At 35.6% G+C, this 17,295-nt stretch carries 13 protein-coding genes; 12 read left to right on the plus strand and 1 reads right to left on the minus strand.

Annotated features, from left to right (window positions below; translation table 11 throughout):
* Positions 1-81: 81 nt before the first annotated feature.
* The 11 genes from DOK79_RS10545 to DOK79_RS10595 all read left to right on the plus strand — a co-directional run bounded on the left by DOK79_RS10545 (position 82) and on the right by DOK79_RS10595 (position 14,516).
* Positions 82-1,473: a sugar transferase gene (locus DOK79_RS10545; RefSeq protein ID WP_206858180.1), complete on the plus strand. Its 1,392-nt coding sequence runs from the start codon at positions 82-84 to the stop codon at positions 1,471-1,473.
* A gap of 17 nt (positions 1,474-1,490) precedes the next feature.
* Positions 1,491-2,531, plus strand: coding sequence for a glycosyltransferase family 2 protein (locus tag DOK79_RS10550; protein WP_206858181.1), 1,041 nt, complete (start codon positions 1,491-1,493; stop codon positions 2,529-2,531).
* Positions 2,532-2,653: 122 nt separating this feature from the next.
* Positions 2,654-3,511 (plus strand): LicD family protein, encoded by an 858-nt coding sequence (locus tag DOK79_RS10555; RefSeq protein WP_206858188.1) that lies wholly within the window; start codon positions 2,654-2,656, stop codon positions 3,509-3,511.
* On the plus strand, positions 3,512-6,247 hold the full coding sequence (locus DOK79_RS10560; protein WP_242542411.1) for a DUF5776 domain-containing protein: 2,736 nt from the start codon (positions 3,512-3,514) through the stop codon (positions 6,245-6,247). It abuts the gene before it with no gap.
* A 251-nt stretch (positions 6,248-6,498) separates the two neighbouring features.
* Positions 6,499-7,200 (plus strand): IspD/TarI family cytidylyltransferase, encoded by a 702-nt coding sequence (locus DOK79_RS10565; RefSeq protein WP_206858190.1) that lies wholly within the window; start codon positions 6,499-6,501, stop codon positions 7,198-7,200.
* Positions 7,201-7,212: 12 nt separating this feature from the next.
* Positions 7,213-8,268, plus strand: coding sequence for an NAD-dependent epimerase/dehydratase family protein (locus DOK79_RS10570; protein ID WP_206858193.1), 1,056 nt, complete (start codon positions 7,213-7,215; stop codon positions 8,266-8,268).
* Positions 8,268-9,248 carry a glycosyltransferase family 2 protein gene (locus DOK79_RS10575; RefSeq protein ID WP_206858195.1) on the plus strand — a complete coding sequence of 327 codons (981 nt, stop codon included), beginning with the start codon at positions 8,268-8,270 and terminating at the stop codon, positions 9,246-9,248. Before DOK79_RS10570 ends, DOK79_RS10575 begins: the two co-directional genes overlap by 1 nt.
* 39 nt (positions 9,249-9,287) lie before the next feature.
* On the plus strand, positions 9,288-10,682 hold the full coding sequence (locus DOK79_RS10580; protein WP_242542410.1) for an O-antigen ligase family protein: 1,395 nt from the start codon (positions 9,288-9,290) through the stop codon (positions 10,680-10,682).
* A 19-nt stretch (positions 10,683-10,701) separates the two neighbouring features.
* Positions 10,702-11,919: a CDP-glycerol glycerophosphotransferase family protein gene (locus DOK79_RS10585; protein ID WP_206858211.1), complete on the plus strand. Its 1,218-nt coding sequence runs from the start codon at positions 10,702-10,704 to the stop codon at positions 11,917-11,919.
* Positions 11,920-12,121: 202 nt separating this feature from the next.
* Entirely contained in the window at positions 12,122-13,528 is a 1,407-nt protein-coding gene (locus DOK79_RS10590; protein WP_206858217.1) for a lipopolysaccharide biosynthesis protein, read from the plus strand.
* 28 nt (positions 13,529-13,556) lie between these two features.
* Positions 13,557-14,516 (plus strand): NAD-dependent epimerase/dehydratase family protein, encoded by a 960-nt coding sequence (locus DOK79_RS10595; RefSeq protein ID WP_206858224.1) that lies wholly within the window; start codon positions 13,557-13,559, stop codon positions 14,514-14,516.
* Positions 14,517-14,626: 110 nt separating this feature from the next.
* Here the strand turns inward: DOK79_RS10595 and DOK79_RS10600 are convergent, their stop codons facing one another.
* Positions 14,627-15,781, minus strand: a complete 1,155-nt coding sequence (locus DOK79_RS10600; RefSeq protein WP_206858226.1) for a serine hydrolase domain-containing protein — start codon at positions 15,779-15,781, stop codon at positions 14,627-14,629.
* A 218-nt stretch (positions 15,782-15,999) separates the two neighbouring features.
* Between DOK79_RS10600 and mltG the strand changes: the two genes are divergently transcribed.
* Positions 16,000-17,175, plus strand: coding sequence for an endolytic transglycosylase MltG (gene mltG, locus DOK79_RS10605; protein WP_206858235.1), 1,176 nt, complete (start codon positions 16,000-16,002; stop codon positions 17,173-17,175).
* Positions 17,176-17,295: the final 120 nt, after the last annotated feature.

The raw sequence follows: 17,295 nt of genomic DNA on the forward strand, positions 1-17,295 counted from the left end.
ACAATTTGGTTATCCACTATGTTTTTAAAGAGGGCTATGGTAAGATGATAGAGGTATTATTTTGTGGTTAGGAGTGTATACATGAATAAAAATGGAGAATGGAATGCTGCCCGTCGGATATTTATTATCATGATGGATGTCTTGGTATACAATGCAGCAGTGTATATAAGTTTCTTATTGAAATTTCAAGGAGAAATCCCAATGCGGAATTTTGAGACCTTTCAACATTCTGCAATATTTATTTCCATTATTTTTATCGCGTTGAATATTTTGTTAGGGGCGTATGTCTTTTATAATCGAATGATCAGTGACATTATATTTGTGACCGTGATCGGACAAGTATTGATATCATTCGGTGTAATGATCGTGACATTTGCTGGTCGCTGGTTTGCTTTTCCACGGGCAGTCATCTTGCTATCCTTTGTAGTAGGGACGATATTACTGAGTCTGTATCGCATTTTGATCTACAAATTATATTTACGAGTAAGTAGAGATAAAAAAGTAGTGATCGTAGGCCTTGAAAAAGATGTCGCTCCAGCGATCCAAAACTTTCAATCTAAAAAGAACAACAAACATAAAGTCGAAGCTGTGGTCATCGATAATTATTATGAGAATATCAAAAAGATGATCGATGAGATCGATATCGTGTATCTATCTTCCCATATCGAAGAAAATGAAAAAATCAAGATTTATCAATTGATCACAAAAAAAGAAAAGAAACTATTCTTGAATACGACGTTTGAGAATCTAACGATGATCAACCCGAACATCATGAACTTTGAAGATGAAAGCATCATTGAAGCTTCAGGATTTAGGATCCAACCTGAATATGAATTATTCAAACGCTTATTCGACATCGTCGTTTCGCTTATTTTATTGATCCTTGCATCACCATTTATGTTGCTCACAGCAGTCCTAGTCAAAGTGACTTCGCCAGGACCAGTGATCTATAAACAAGTCCGTATCACTAAGAACCAAAAAGAATTTTCTATTTACAAATTCCGCTCGATGGCAGCGACAGCAGAAGCTAAATCTGGACCTGTCTTAGCTAAAAGCAACGACGCACGGGTGACACCTGTAGGTAAATTTATTCGTGCTGTGCGTTTTGATGAATTGCCACAGATTTTCAATGTTTTAAAAGGGGATATGTCTATCGTGGGACCACGTCCAGAAAGACCTTTTTTCGTGGATCAATTCAATGCAGAAAATCCTTATTACTATTTGAGACATAATGTCCGAGCAGGTATTACCGGATATGCGCAAGTGTATGGTAAATATGTTTCCGACTACAATAGCAAATTGCGTTTCGATTTGTTATATATCAAAAAATATTCATTGATGATGGATTTAAAGATCCTATTGCAAACGATCAAGATCCTTTTTGATAAAATGTCTTCTCAAGGATTAGAAGAAGATGAAAATGCTAACTCATTAGCGGAAATCGATTTTCCAAAAGAACGAATTTATCAGTGAAGTGGGAGGCACATAAAATGATAGAACCAAAATTTAGCATTATTGTGCCGGTCTATAATGCGCAATCCACGATAAAGAAAACGATTGAAACATTACAAACGTTGGACTACGATGATTACGAAGTGATCATCGTCAATGATGGCTCAACCGATGAAACTGAAACAATGATTCTGACATTGACTGAAGAAAATCCGATCTTTCAGTTGATCACCACGGAGAATAATGGCCCTGGTATTGCGAGAAATATTGGAATCGAACAAGCAAAAGGAACGTATATTTTATTATTTGACGCAGATGATGAACCGAGCCGCTCGATTTTAAAAAATTACGATCAGTTACTGACTGATCATCCAGAAGCAGATTTGATCGTCAGCTCGTTTCTTTTTCGAACGATGGATAATGAAAAAGTCGTATCCGAAAAAGTGAATCAAGTATCCGAAGCCATTTACCGAAACCATGAAACATTTATTAAAGACATGTATCATTTGATGAATCAGCAACTCATGTATGTTGTATGGAACAAATGCTATCGCAGAGATATTGTAATGGGACAAAATATTCGATTTAAAAATTATCGTAGCTGTGAGGATCGTATTTTTAATTTGGACTACTATCGACATTGTCAATATGTGGTCATGAATCCAACCGTTGCATATACCTATGAGTTTGTTGGAGGGCAAGGCATTACTAATAAGTATTACCCTAATAAATTCCAAACCTTCAAAGAATTTTATCTGTTAGCAAACACCGTCACAAATTCGATAAACAAACCCGGAATGGCTGCACTTTTATTAAAAGGAACTACCTCAGTGATTTTTTCCATTTACGGAAATTCTGATCAAACTTCTAAAGAAAAGACTAGTGAAGCCAAAAGGGTTTTGGCAGATCCAGTGATCGTAGAAGCTAAAAATATCGCACTGACAGATTCTACAGCCAAAAAAGTCACAAAACTTCTGTACAACTTACCTGCGCCGATATTTTTATCCGCTGTTCGTTTAGGTAGTTTTGTAGAGGAAAGAATGCCAGGATTGATGGCTTTCTTAAAACGATCGTATTAAAAAGCACGCTCAAACGTTTGAGCGTGCTTTTTCGTAATGTTGTTTAACTAATTGACAACTTGTAAAAAACACGAGCTTATGCGAAAATATATAAGAAATTAAAAATAGATGAGGCTGTAATAATGTATAGTAATGATGTAGAACTAAAAAATGTGCAAAAAGTCGTACTTGAAATATCAAAATATTTTGTTGAATTTTGTAATGAGCATGGTCTTGTATGTTATTTTTGTGGCGGTGGATGTATTGGTTCGATTCGTCATCAAGGATTCATACCTTGGGACGACGATTTAGATTTTTTCATGCCGAGGCAAGACTATGAGAAATTGAAGATCCTATGGGAGAAATATGCAAATAAGGATCGTTATCCATTGTTGTTTGCTACTTTAGAATACAATGATCATAATTCATTTATGACTATTCGTGATATAGAAACAACATTTGTAAAAACGTATCAAGAAGATCTGGATATCCCACATGGTATCCCCATCGATATATTTCCATTAGATGGCGCTCCAGAAAGTGGGTATAAACGAAAAATCCAAAAAATATGGGCATTGATCTATGCTTTATTTTGCTCGCAAGTAGTACCAGAAAAACACGGCGGACTTTTAGCTACTGGAAGTAGAGTCCTTCTAAATATCTTTAGCTCCAAAAAAGCGCGGTACAAGATTTGGCGCTTTGCTGAGAAACAAATGAGTAAATATCCATTTGGCTCAACTCAATATGTGACCGAGTTGTGTGTAGGACCCAAATATATGGGGAATATCTATGAATTAGCTGATTTTAAATCTGCCATTTTTGTTCCTTTTGAAGATACCGAGATGCCAATTCCAGTCGGCTATGATCGCTACTTAAAACAAGTCTTTGGCGAGTATATGGAGCTACCTCCAAAAGAAGACCAACAACCGCATCATGAGGCGGTTGTTCTTGACACAAAAACATCATACAAAAAAAGACATAATAAAAACGAGGAGAAATAAATGGTAAAGAAAAATACAAGAATGTTGCCCAGAAGAATCAGCATTAAAAAAATCTTATCCGGAACACTTTTGTGCACGATGCTATTGAATGGTTTTGCTCCCGGTATGTCTGCGAATGAAATTCAGTTTTCAAAGGCTAAAACGGGTAAAGATATATCAGCTGTACAACAAAGTGATACTACTACGGAAGAGACAACAGGTAGTACTTCGAGTAGTTCAATTGAGGATTTAGAGGAAAGTACAACCACTTCAGAGACAGTATCAGAAAGTTCGGCAACGACAGATGAAACAAGTGATTCTGTAGAGGCTAGTTCTACTACTGCCGACAGTGAAACCAGTTCTTCAACAACTGAGAGCAGCTCGACAGATCAACCGACGACAGAATCAACTGATGATAGTACAGAGCAACAGTCCACTGAAGATGTCGAAGTGGGGAAACAAGGAACAAACCATAAAAAAGGCACGTATGCCATGCAATCTGGTGGAATCTCTCTGCGTGCCGCATCAGTGATCGATAAAGTCTATGCGAACAATCCTAATCTTCCAGGCAAACATTTTATTGATGTGGCTAGTTGGAATGGGAATATCTCCGTAGCGGAATACCAAAAAATAAAAAGTTATGGTGTGACTTCAGTATCGGTGAAATTAACGGAAGGGACCTCTTATACGAATCCTTACGCTGCTAGTCAAATCAACAACGCAAAAGCTGCTGGATTAACAGTCTCTGCTTACCATTACAGCTTGTATACATCAACTCAAACTGCACAAGCCGAAGCAAATTATTTTGCTGACGCTGCCACTCGGCTGGGACTTAATAAAAATACGATCATGTTCAACGATGCAGAAGATCCTACATTGATCAACAATGGGAGAGATGCCCATAACAATTCGTTAGCATTTAACAGACAACTACAGGCAAAAGGTTTTTCAAATGCAGCTTTATATGTAGGAAAATACTGGATCACTAACGGCTATATCAACACTTCGGCGTTTGGGAAAGATCGTGTATGGGTCGCGCAATATCCTTATTCTCCAGATAAATCGATGCAATGGAACAATGACCATGGGGCATGGCAATGGTCCTCTAATATGCATTTCCCAGGACTTGCTAATTATGAAAACAGACCATTTGATATCTCCATGAGTTACAGTACGTTTTTCAGTGCGCCAAATCCTGGTCCTGATTTGAGCAAATACTACACGACTAATCCTGGTAGAGTCATTGTCAAACAAGATGATAACTTTTACAATGATGTGAATTTTACTGATCCAGGCCTTAGAGTCAAAAAAAATACGCTAGTGACTGTTAAGAGTATTCAGACAACTGCTAGTGGTATTCCTCGCTTATATACAGATAAAGGGTATTTGACGGCGAATAAATCATATGTTGTTGCGGCTCAAAGCAATATTGATTCTTATTTTACAACGAATCCTAAAAAAGTTCGTTTAAAAGCGGATGATTACTATTATGCAGATACAGAGTTCAAACAACGCTTGAATAAAGTGGCAAAAGGGACGGTCGTACAAGTAGAAGACTTAGCGTATACGCAAAGTGGCATTTTCCGTCTTAAAACCAAGAACGGCTATTTAACAGCTAATAAAAGTATAGTTGAGCAATTCTTAGAAGTGTCTGATTTGTATTATACAACGAATCCTGGACAAATCATCACTTTAAAAAATGATCAATATTATAAAGATGTTGCATTTACTTCAGCAGGTGAATCTGTTCCAGCCGGCACAGTTATAAAAGTTACAGGTATCGAAAAAACGAAGAGTGGTATCCCGCGACTTAAAACTAATAAAGGCTATTTTACTGCGAATAAAGACTACGTGATCGCTGCAGTATCAAACATCAATAATTACTACACGAAACGACCTACACAGGTTGTTTTAAAAGCGAATGACGCTTATTATCGTGATCCTGAGTTCTTGCATAAAGGGGCTTCAGTCAATAAAGGAACATTAGTCAATGTAACTGGTGTCGAATATCGTGAAAATGCTGTTCCACGCTTGATCACATCAAAAGGCTATCTAACGGCAAATAAAAATTATGTCCAAGAAGTACCAAGTAACATCAATAATTATTACTACAGTAATATCAATCAAGTAGTTATGAAGAAGAACGATAGCTACTATAAAGATGTTGCATTTAGCCAAAAAGGCGACCCTGTCTTAAAAGATGAAGTCATCCAAGTACAAGATGTCGTCTTTACTAGCAGTGGCATTCCACGTTTAAAAACAGCGAAAGGTTATGTGACAGCAAATAAATCTTACGTCACTACCTTAGTTTCTAATAGCGATAATTATTTCTTGGAAAATCCAAGAAAAATCATCATGTTAAGAGAAGATCGCTATTATTCTGATCTTGCTTTTAACAATCCTGGGGCGACTATTCCAAAAGGCAGAATCATCGATGTATCAGGCATCGAATTTACAGCGAATGGTGTTCCTCGATTAAGAACAGCAAACGGCTATATCACAGCAAATAAAACGTATGTGACAGCTGCTGCAAACAGTAACAATAATTACTTTGTAACGAACCCTGGTCGCGTACAACTTTTGACAGATGATTGTTACTATAAAGATCTGAACTTCACTCAAAAAGGAAGCGCCATAAAAAAAGGGACGATTTTAACGATCCAAGGCATCGAATATACTGCGTCAGGTATGCCAAGGTTGAAAACAGCTAATGGGTACGTGACAGCAAATCAAGCATATGTAAAAAAAGTAAACTAATAGGATAAGACCAGGAATATGAAAAAGATCATCTATTTTATGTTCCTGGTTCTTTATTATGGGTAAAAATCGATTGAAAAAAATTTGAGTTGATCGGACATTTTGTCTGGCGTACTATAGAAAACATTGAAACTTGTTGGTAGTTGTGAGAAAATGTAAAAGGTTGAATGCAGTTTAACACTGGATTATTATTAGAATATTAAATATGACAAATACTTCATGTACTTGTAAAAGGAAGGAATTTAAATCGAATGATTACAGCTGTTATTATCGCCGGTGGAGTGGGCAAAAGAATGGGACAAGATATCCCAAAACAATTTATCAATATTGAAGGAAAACCGATTATTATCTATACCTTGGAATCATTCCAACACCATCCACAAATTGATCGAATATTAGTGGTTTGTAAATCAGGTTGGGAAGAAACAATGTGGGCGTACATCAAAGAATTCAATATCAGCAAAGTTCAGTGGGTGATCACTGGTGGTTCTAAAGGGCAAGAATCGATCAATAATGGCGTACAATTCTTGAAAGATTATTCTGAAGATGACGATACGATCATCATTCATGACGGTATCCGCCCATTAGTAGATGAACTTGTTTTATCTGATGTCATCGTAAAATGTAAAGAGTTTGGAAATGGTGTAACTTCACTTCCATATAACGAACAAATTTTTATCAAAAAAACAGAAGAAACAACAGAACAATATGTGGACCGCAATACGTTACGACGTGTGTCAACACCGCAAGCCTACCAGTACGGTAAATTGCTAGCTGCATACGATCGAGCAGTAAAAGAAGATATTGGTATGACTGATTCTTCTTATACAAATACCATGATGGTAGATCTAGGAGAAACACTTTATTTTGCTGCTGGTTCAGATAAAAACATCAAGTTGACAACCAGAGAAGATTTAGATTTGTTCAAAGCATATTTAAAGATGAAAGACTAGGTGGTGTGATAGATGGCTTTAAATACAAATCCGCTATATATAAAAGATTTGCAAAAAGTGATCGACCACGTCGAGGCGATCAAAGACTTAAATGGGAAATCACTTTTGATGATTGGCGCCTCTGGAATGGTAGGATCGTTTCTAGTCGATACGATCATGTTAGCAAATGAACGGTTAGGCATTGAGATCAAAGTATATGCGATGGGACGAAATCGCAAAAAACTAGAAGAACGATTTGAAAAGTACCAATCAAGTGATAACTTTGAGATCGTAGAAGGAGATGTTACTGAGCCTTTAGATCCTTCTATCAAAGCCGACTATATCATCCATGGAGCTAGTAACACACATCCAAGGGCTTATGCAACCGATCCAATCGGAACGATCATGACGAATTTGGCTGGTACGGAACAAGTCTTAAAACATGCAGTAGCTACGAATGCTACAAGAACGCTATTTTTATCGACCGTAGAAATATATGGTGAAAATAGAGGCGATGTAGATAAATTTAAGGAAGACTACTGTGGTTATATCGATTGTAATACGCTAAGAGCTGGTTATCCTGAAGGTAAGAGAGTCAGTGAATCATTATGCCAAGCGTATATCGCAAAACATGACTTAGATATTGTCATCCCAAGACTATGTCGTACATTTGGACCTACGATGCTGTTATCTGATTCTAAAGCTTCTTCACAATTTATTTTGAATGCAGCTCGAGAAGAAGATATTGTTTTAAAAAGCGAAGGCAAACAGTATTTTTCTTACATTTATGTAGGGGATGCAGTATCTGCTATTCTTCATTTGATGATCCACGGGAAAAGCGGAGAAGCGTATAATGTGTCAGAAGAGGCTTTTGACCTACAATTAAGAGATCTTGCTGGAAAACTGGCAGAAATAAACAATAAAAAAGTTATCTTTGAACTACCTGATGAAACTGAAAGCAAAGGTTTCTCAAAAGCAAGTACAGCAATATTAGACAATCAAAAATTAAAAGCAAATGGTTGGGATTCAGTATTTACACTTGAAGAATCGCTAGCGCACACAGTACAGTTAGTTAAGGATGAAGTTTGATGTGTGAAATCAGTATAATCGTTCCTGTATATAAAGTAGAGAAATATCTGAAAAAATGTGTCGATTCTATTATTGCTCAAACATTTACTGATATTGAAATCATTTTAGTCGATGATGGTTCTCCAGATGATAGTGGGAAAATATGTGATGAATATGCAGCTCAAGATAAACGAATAAAGGTCATCCATAAAAAAAATGGCGGGTTAAGCAGCGCACGTAATGCAGGTATTGAGATTGCCAAAGGGAAATATTTAGGCTTTATTGATAGTGATGATTATATTGCTGAAGATATGTTTGAAATATTATATAATCAGTTATTAGATTATGATGCTGATATAGCTACCATAGGTATGATCGATGTGTATGAGAACAAAGAAACAAAGGTCAATCATTTAAAATTAGTTGAAGTTCTAGATCAAAAAGATGCGATACAAGCTGTTCTAGACAGTACCGATGTGTATGCATATGCGGTCAATAAACTTTATAAAAAAGAACTTTTTGATACCGTTCGTTATCCTGTTGGCAAAATCGTAGAAGATGCCTTCATTATCATTGATCTATTACTTCAATGTAATAAGGTAGTCACGAATACTGAGCAAAAATATTATTATTATCGAAGAAATGATAGTATTACTGGATTATCTTTTTCAACTAAAAATTTTGACGTCATTGAAGCATGGGAAAAAAATGGTGAGTTAGTGAAGAAAGCTTATCCAGAACTATCAGATTCCATCCATCGCAGGATTTGTTGGGCGTATTTTGATGTTTTAGATAAGATAGCAATCAGTGAGAAGAGTGAATCGAAAGAAGTCAGAAAACCTATAGTGAAGTTTCTAAAGTCAAATTTCACCTTTGTAATGAAAAATCCAATATTCACAAAAAGTCGAAAACTATCGATGCTTGCATTAATGATAAGTAATTTATGTTATGATACATTAGCTAAGATAAAGTATAATTATGTAACAAAGAAAAATGGTTGATGGCTGAAAAATGAATGTGACAGGAGAAGAATGAGTTTTATGGAAACAAAAAGAGATGATTATCTTCAAAAAGGTAAAAATATTTTTATAGTAGGATTATTGGTCATGCTCATCAGTAGAGCAGTAGGTGCGTACAGTTTACTCCCTTCTACAATTGATAGTGTATTGTTTTCTATATTAGCGATATTTGGTTCAATTGTATTACTAGCGGATTTTATTACGAGAGTATTGAAAAAAAATCGTTGGACGTATGATATATTACTACTTTTATTTATCGTGATCATGTGTATTTCGAGTTTGATAAATATGAAGTATGGTTTATTTGGTAATATCAAGTTTATTGTATGGCAAGCGTTGTATTTCTTTGTTGTATATGATAATGGCATCAGTCGTGATAGAAATAAGACCGATCAATTATTATCGATCGTCAGTGGGACTTTGATCGTGATTTGGACAAGCTTAGTGATCGTTTCATTAGGGATGTTCTTGACTCAGTATAACTATTCAGTTCAATTAACCAGAGTCAATCCACTGAGAATAGGTATGTTGGAAGGCAGATTGTTTGGTGTATTCTCTGATCCAAACTATGGTTCAGTTATGTGTGTCGTAACGATTTTTCTTAGCTTGTATTATATCTTTAGTAAGAAATATTCAAACAAATGGTTACTGACTGGTATCTATTTTTCAATCTTCTTAAATATCAGTTATATCATTTTATCAGGCTCTAGAAATGGTTTGATCACGCTATTAGCGACGACCTTTGTTTTTGTTTTCTTTTCGATGTATCAATATCAATTAAATAAAAAAATGAATCTTCTTTTAAATATTTTTCTTTCGATTTTAAGTGGTGTAGCTGTTATGGCTCTTGTTTTTGGCGCAGCTCAGTTGATCAAAATCGGTTGGTCATATTTCCCGCAATTTTTTGAGAAAAAACAAACTGGAACTGCACCAGGTAGAGTCAACTTGACGAGACCAGACGTGGCCGAAAGCACAGATGTATCTAATTTACGTTTCACCATTTGGAAAAGTGCGGTAGAGATTTTCCAATCAAGTTGGTTATTTGGTACTTCTCCTAAAAATATGATTGCTTACGCACAAGATGTTTTGCCAAATACGTATATTGCGCAACGTAATTTTTCTGTACACAATGCATATTTGAACACGTTAGCATCAACTGGGATACTAGGCGGTCTAACATTCGTCGCTTTTATTGTGAGTAAAGCAGTTCGTGTGATCGGCTTCTTATTCAAGCCAATCACTAATTTGTTGAATACACGAATGATTTATTGTATTTGTGGTGTATTCGCATTAGCATTTTCTGGATTCTTCCATAATGAAATGATTCTTGTTAATATTTCTGGCGCGTTCTTATTCTGGTTTTTACTTGGTGAAGTTATCGGCAAGCTAAAAGAAAGCGATGGAATGAATCAATAAGAATGTGAGGAAAAGTTATATGATAGCGTCGCTAAAAAATAAAATCACTCGAATGATTTTTGTAGTTAAAAGTCTCTTCTTACGAGTAGGAAGATATGCTATTTTTTATTGTTGTTATCCGTTTTTAGTCATGCGACCTTTAAATAGAAATAAAATTGTTGTTTCTAGTTATTTTGGAAAAGGTTATGGAGATAATCCTAAGTATATTTGTGAATATTTATTATCTCAGAAAGATGATTTAGATATTGTTTGGTTATGTAAGCCAGAAGTTCTTCAACAGCAGGCGGAACTCTTTCCAGATACGATAAGGTTAGTGAAAAACAAATCGGTTCGAGCATTGATTGAAATGTTTACTGCTAAGATCTGGATCGATAATTGCCGTAAAAGCTTTTATCCACCTAAAAGAAAAGGACAATTCTATCTTCAGACTTGGCATGCAGGGTTTGGATTAAAACGAATCGAGAATAATGCGGCCGACAAATTAAAACCTAGATACGTGAAATTGGCAAAAAAAGATTCTCAAATGTGCGATCTATTGGTTTTTGAAAGCTCTGATCTATTTAAAGATATCGGCAAAATGTTCTGGTATGATGGAGAGATCTTTAGAGAGGGCGTACCTAGAAATGATGTGATCGTCAATAACGACCCAACGATCATCCGTAAAGTCTATGATTATTACCAGATTCCAGCAGATAAAAAAATTGTTTTATATGCACCGACATTTAGAGCAGGGGAACTGATAAAAGTCAGTCCAGATTTTTTAGAGCAGGTAAGAAAAGCTTTCACAGATAAATTTGGTGTCGAATATATGATGCTTATCCGTCTTCATCCCAATGATACGGAGAATAAAAAGCAAATTTTAGGAGAATTAGACAACTCCAATTTGATTGATGCTTCAGATTATAATGATATGCAAGAATTATTGTGTGCCACAGATATATTGATCACGGATTATTCTTCCACTATCGGTGAAGCTTTAGTATCGGATAAAAAGTGTTTTATCTATGCCTATGACTATGACCAATATTTAGAAAATAGAGGTCTGGTGATGGACTTAGCAGACTTGCCATTTCCGTTGATCAGAAGTCAAGAAACATTCATTAGAAGTATTGAGGATTTTGATTTGGAAGAGTACCTATCTAAAATGCAAGAATTTAAAAAGGACTTAAATATTTCCGAATCAGGTCATGCAAGTAAAACACTAGGAGATCGTTTGTTGCTTGAGATGTCTAAATAGTTATAGATAAGATAGAGTTTGAGATTGTTACAACCGTCACCTAAGTCACCTATGGACCTCTAAAAACGAAATAAAAAGAGGTTCAAAGGGGCTTTTTTAAACTTGATCCACGGGTGTGTCAAAATGATTTCTTCGGAAATATACTGAACAGTCATAGCATAAACTCAAACTCAAATTTATTCTGAAAGGTCGTATAAGAAGTATGAGTAAATACAAAAAATTAGTCGGAAATTCTTTTATATTTGCAGTAGGTAATTTAGGAAGTAAACTGATATCATTCGTATTGGTCCCGCTTTATACATATTATCTAACTACACAAGAATACGGGAAAGTTGACTTAGTAACAACGACAGTCAGCTTGATGATCCCAATTGTATCAGGAGGAATTTCTGTCGCAGTTTTAAGATTTGCATTGGATAAAGATGTAGATAAAAAATCAGTCGTAACGAATGCGACGATCATTGCGATAATCGGTATCATTATTACAGCTTTATGTTATCCATTAATGGCAATGACTGGTGCTTTTGATCAGATACTTCTAGCTTTTATGTTTTTGCTAGCGTTTCAAGTATTTACACAAATCATTGCACAGTTTGCCAGAGGAAATGGCCAAGTACGTATTTTCGCTTTTAATGGGATGATCAAGACATTAGCAATCGGATTATTGAACATCTACTTCCTTGTAGTGCTAAAAATGGGATTGAATGGGTATTTGATATCATTGATACTTGCAGAAATAATCTCATTCATCTATTTAGCAGTGACTACTCCATATTTCAAAGATTTTTCCGTTAAGCTTATTAATAAATCATTTATGAAAGAAATGCTGATTTTCTCGATTCCGACTATTCCTAACGACGTGTTATGGTGGTTTGTAAATAGTGCGAGTCGATACTTTATTTTGTATTTTCTAGGAGTCAGTGCGAATGGTATCTATGCTGTCGCTAATAAAATACCTTCAGTTATCTCTATGATGCAATCTGTCTTTTCACAAGCATGGCAAATTTCCCTTGTGGATGAACGAGACTCAGAGTCTCGTGGAGAATTTCATGCAAACATATTTAAGTATTACTCATTTTTACTGTTTTTCACCGCTTCATCAATCATGGTGATTTTAAAGTGGATTTTAGGTAATTTAGTCCAAAGTTCATTTTTCATCAGTTGGCAAGTTACGCCATTCCTATTGATTTCTGCTATTTACTCTGGGTTTATTGGTTTTTACGGACAGTTTTATATTGCAGAAAAGAAAACAAAGGGATTAATGAATACTTCGTTGATCTCCGGGTTACTGAGTGTCATTCTTAATTTCCTATTTATTTCATCTTTTGGCTTGATAGGTGTCGGATTTGCTTCAATGATCAGCTTATTTGTTGGTTGGATGATTCGAATTTATGATACAAGCAAATTCATCACTGTAAAAATAAATGTATGGAATATCGTGGTCAATCATGTAGTTTTAGCTGCTCAAGTGGCATTGATCTTTTTATTTGATGGTTTGTTGTTGATTGGATTAGAATTGATTTGCTTAATTGCTTTATTATTTGTTAATATGGACATCGTAAAAGGTCTTTTAAAGACGGCTAAACGCATTGTGCATTCAAGAAAATAAACTATCAGAAATAGAGGAGTGAGTTCAAGTGAATTCTATTTTAGTAACAGGAGGAGCCGGCTTCATCGGTTCTACACTAGCCAATCATTTGAGTGAAAATAATAAAGTGGTTGTCATTGACGATCTATCTATGGGAAATAAAGAAAATCTTGATTTCACTAAAAACATTGCCTTTGTTGAAGGCGACGTAGCTGATGAAAAAACAATGGAAGAACTATTAAGCACGCAACAATTTGATTATATCTTCCATTTAGCAGCTGTAGCCAGTGTCGCGGATTCTGTTGAACGTCCATTGGAAACGCATCGAGTGAATTTTGATAGCGTCTTGATGTTGTTGGAATTGATCCGTAAATATCAACCAAATTTAAAACGGATCGTCTTTAGTTCCTCCGCAGCTGTCTATGGAGATGAGCCAACACTACCGAAAAAAGAAGAATCAGTCATTCGTCCGTTGACACCTTATGCCATCGATAAGTTTGCTGCAGAACAATATGTATTAGATTATTGTCATCTGTATAATGTGCCAGGAACTGCGGTACGTTTCTTCAATGTATATGGACCAAATCAAAATCCAAATTCACCATATAGTGGTGTGATCTCGATTTTAGTTGACCGCTACAAAAAGCAACTGGCTGGTGAAAAAGCGTCATTTACTTTATTCGGAGATGGCAGTCAATCAAGAGATTTTGTCTACGTAGAAGATGTCGTGCAAGCTTTGTTACTTGTTTCAAAAGAAGAAAAAGCATTAGGACAACAATTCAATGTTGGAACTGGGAAGAGTACAACGCTACTAGAATTGATCCAGACGATCGATCAAATTCTTGAAGTAGAATTATTGTTAGACTATCAAGAGGAACGAGCAGGAGATATCCACGATTCTTTAGCCGATATCACGAAATTATCAGGACTGGGTTATCATCCTGAACACGGTATACTGGATGGCATGAGAAAATATTTAGCTACAGAGATCAACTCAATTGAAGCATAAAACGTAACAGTTTAACGAATGAAATGAATAGAACCTTGTATCAAGAAACGCTGATTGATATAAGGTTCTATTCGTTCTTATTTCACTATGATTGATGATACTTAAATAGGCTATTCATTATTTCCCATCAATTTACAAATTTGATCTCTTAGATCGGTGGCGGTTGTTTTATATTTTTTATCTGCTTGGATATTACTTTCCATCACGACCGCGTCAGACGTATCTTTTTTCATTGCTAATACAGCATGGAAACGATTGATGTTTCCTTGCGCAAATATCGTATCCTTTGCACTATAGACTCCGCCATTATAGGGACGCCCACTCGAGTTCTCTCCCCAAAGAGAAAAGAGCAAGTCTTTCGGGATCAATTTCCCTTTTAATACTTTTGTAAAAAATTCATTTAAATCATAGACAGACATACTGATATTCCCAGTGCCTAATTCATTGCGAATATCTGTCTCTGATTCAGTCAAAGCTTGATGATAATCATCGTCTGGACTCATTTGATAAGAGACCGCATGTTCTGAAGTGTTTTTGACTTGATCATAAAAAGAGGTTTGTTTTAGCTGTAAAGGAGTAATCAGTTCATCATAGATCAGCTTTTCATATGGTTGATGAGTCAGTTTTATCAAAATACCTGTTAATAAAGTGAAATTCAAAGGTTCATATTTATACGTTTGGTCATTGGTATATTCGAGATGATTCAAAGCGAATTGAATCACCTCTTGGTCATTCATCGGTACGGTCGGCGAAGCGGTTCTTTTTAATCCTGACCGCATGTATAGTAAATCTTTGATCGTGATTTTTTTACTACCATTGATTTGAGGATAAAATTCAGCTAACTTCGTATCTAAAGAAAGCTTTCCACTATTCACTTGTTTTAAAATCAGCAGAGCAGTCATCGCTTTTTGGATCGAACCGATTTGATAGTACAAAGAGGGAGTATTAGGTTGCTGTGCTTCTTCGTTAGCGTATCCATAGCCCTTTTCCAGAATCACTCGATCGTTTTTACGAATGTAGACAGATCCAACGTATTTATTTTTTTGTAATAATTGATCGATCTGATCAGCAAGCGCTTGTTCGTTATCAGTCAAATCAAGTGAATCATTCGTCACTTGAATCGTAGCTGATACTTTCGCTTGGATTTTTTCATAGACAGTCCACGAAATGATTCCAATAGTGATGACTAAAACAAATAGGCATATTTTTTGGGGAAAGGAAAATAAAGTAGTTCTTTTTCTTTCCACGTGTTTTCTTTTTTTCAAATGTATCAATCCTCTCTTTTGTAAGAGCTTATTGATGAAAATAAGCAGATTACTGTTATTTTGTGAATAAAAATCGTTTTATTTTTTTATTTTAAGTCGAATCGAGTTGATTTACTACTTACAATTTTGACATAAGAATTGTTAAAAATAATTCACCTCTGCCTAAATTTCATGTATAATGAATAAAGTTATGAAGTTGATAGTAAGGAGGAGTTGTTTTGTCAGAAAACAAACAACATCCAGATGAGAAGAAACGAAGACAAAAGGATGCAACTGATTCGACAGATGTAGTCAGTAAACGAAAAGACCTGCGTAAAAAAGAAGATAAAATCGTAGGAAAGATAATTTTAGTGATTGCGCTTACGTTGCTAATTATTGGATGTGTATTTGGTTTTACGGTATATCGCTATATCGATAGTGGATTAAAACCTTTAGATTCAAACAATGATCAATTGGTTTCGATCGAAATACCTAGCGGCTCTTCAAATAAGCAAATTGGAGAGATTTTAGAACAAGACCAGATCATCAAAAGCGGTATCGTATTTAATTATTATACAAAATTTAAGAATATGACTGGCTTCCAGGCTGGCTTTTATCAACTGGCGCCGAACATGACATTAGATGAAATAGGGAAACAGCTCCAAGAAGGTGGCACATCCGAACCAACGGAAGTAGCAGATGGGAAGATCACGATACCTGAAGGGATCGATGCAGAACAGATTGCAGAACGTGTTGCTAAGGTCACTGGTAAAGATAAACAAGAGTTTTTGGATCTGTTAAAAAACGAATCATTTTTCAATGAGTTGACTCAAAAATTCCCAGAACTATTAGAAAGTGCAGCGAAAGCAGAAAATGCTAAATATCGCTTAGAAGGATATTTATTCCCTGCGACCTATGATTACTATAAAGATATGTCACTCAAAGACTTGATCATCCAAATGGTCAATAAAACAAATACAGTGTTGCAGCCTTATTTCTCAACCATCAAACAGCAAAACCATACTGTTCAAGAAGTGTTGACACTTGCTTCATTGGTCGAAAAAGAAGGGGTATCTGAATCAGATCGTAAAAATATCGCAAGAGTATTCTATAACCGGATCGATATCGGGATGCCATTACAATCAGATATTTCTATTCTATATGCGTTGGGCGAACACAAAGAATTTGTGACGTATGAAGATACAGCTGTTGATTCGCCTTATAATCTTTATACGAATACGGGCTATGGACCAGGGCCATTCAACAGTCCGAGTGAAGCAGCTATCCAAGCAGTGATCGAACCAGCAGAAAACGACTATTATTATTTTGTTGCAGATATCACTACAGGTGAGGTTTATTTTGCAAAGACCTATGAAGAGCATATGGAGTTAGTACACAAATACGTAAATAGCTAAAAAAGAACGCTAAATAGATCTTTATTTATTTTTTAGAAAAACATTTACATTTTAGAAAAAGCATGGTAATCTTTTTTGGACTGTAGTCCGTAAAAGATTACCTTTTGCGGTATTCCATAG

Source organism: Enterococcus sp. DIV1094, assembly GCF_017316305.2.
GTDB classification, from domain to species: domain Bacteria; phylum Bacillota; class Bacilli; order Lactobacillales; family Enterococcaceae; genus Enterococcus_B; species Enterococcus_B mangumiae.

Coding starts and splice junctions, on each gene's coding strand:
- DOK79_RS10545 (WP_206858180.1), top strand. CDS start 82: ATGAATAAAAATGGAGAATGGAATGCTGCCCGTCGGATATTTATTATC.
- DOK79_RS10550 (WP_206858181.1), top strand. CDS start 1,491: ATGATAGAACCAAAATTTAGCATTATTGTGCCGGTCTATAATGCGCAA.
- DOK79_RS10555 (WP_206858188.1), top strand. CDS start 2,654: ATGTATAGTAATGATGTAGAACTAAAAAATGTGCAAAAAGTCGTACTT.
- DOK79_RS10560 (WP_242542411.1), top strand. CDS start 3,512: ATGGTAAAGAAAAATACAAGAATGTTGCCCAGAAGAATCAGCATTAAA.
- DOK79_RS10565 (WP_206858190.1), top strand. CDS start 6,499: ATGATTACAGCTGTTATTATCGCCGGTGGAGTGGGCAAAAGAATGGGA.
- DOK79_RS10570 (WP_206858193.1), top strand. CDS start 7,213: ATGGCTTTAAATACAAATCCGCTATATATAAAAGATTTGCAAAAAGTG.
- DOK79_RS10575 (WP_206858195.1), top strand. CDS start 8,268: ATGTGTGAAATCAGTATAATCGTTCCTGTATATAAAGTAGAGAAATAT.
- DOK79_RS10580 (WP_242542410.1), top strand. CDS start 9,288: ATGGAAACAAAAAGAGATGATTATCTTCAAAAAGGTAAAAATATTTTT.
- DOK79_RS10585 (WP_206858211.1), top strand. CDS start 10,702: ATGATAGCGTCGCTAAAAAATAAAATCACTCGAATGATTTTTGTAGTT.
- DOK79_RS10590 (WP_206858217.1), top strand. CDS start 12,122: ATGAGTAAATACAAAAAATTAGTCGGAAATTCTTTTATATTTGCAGTA.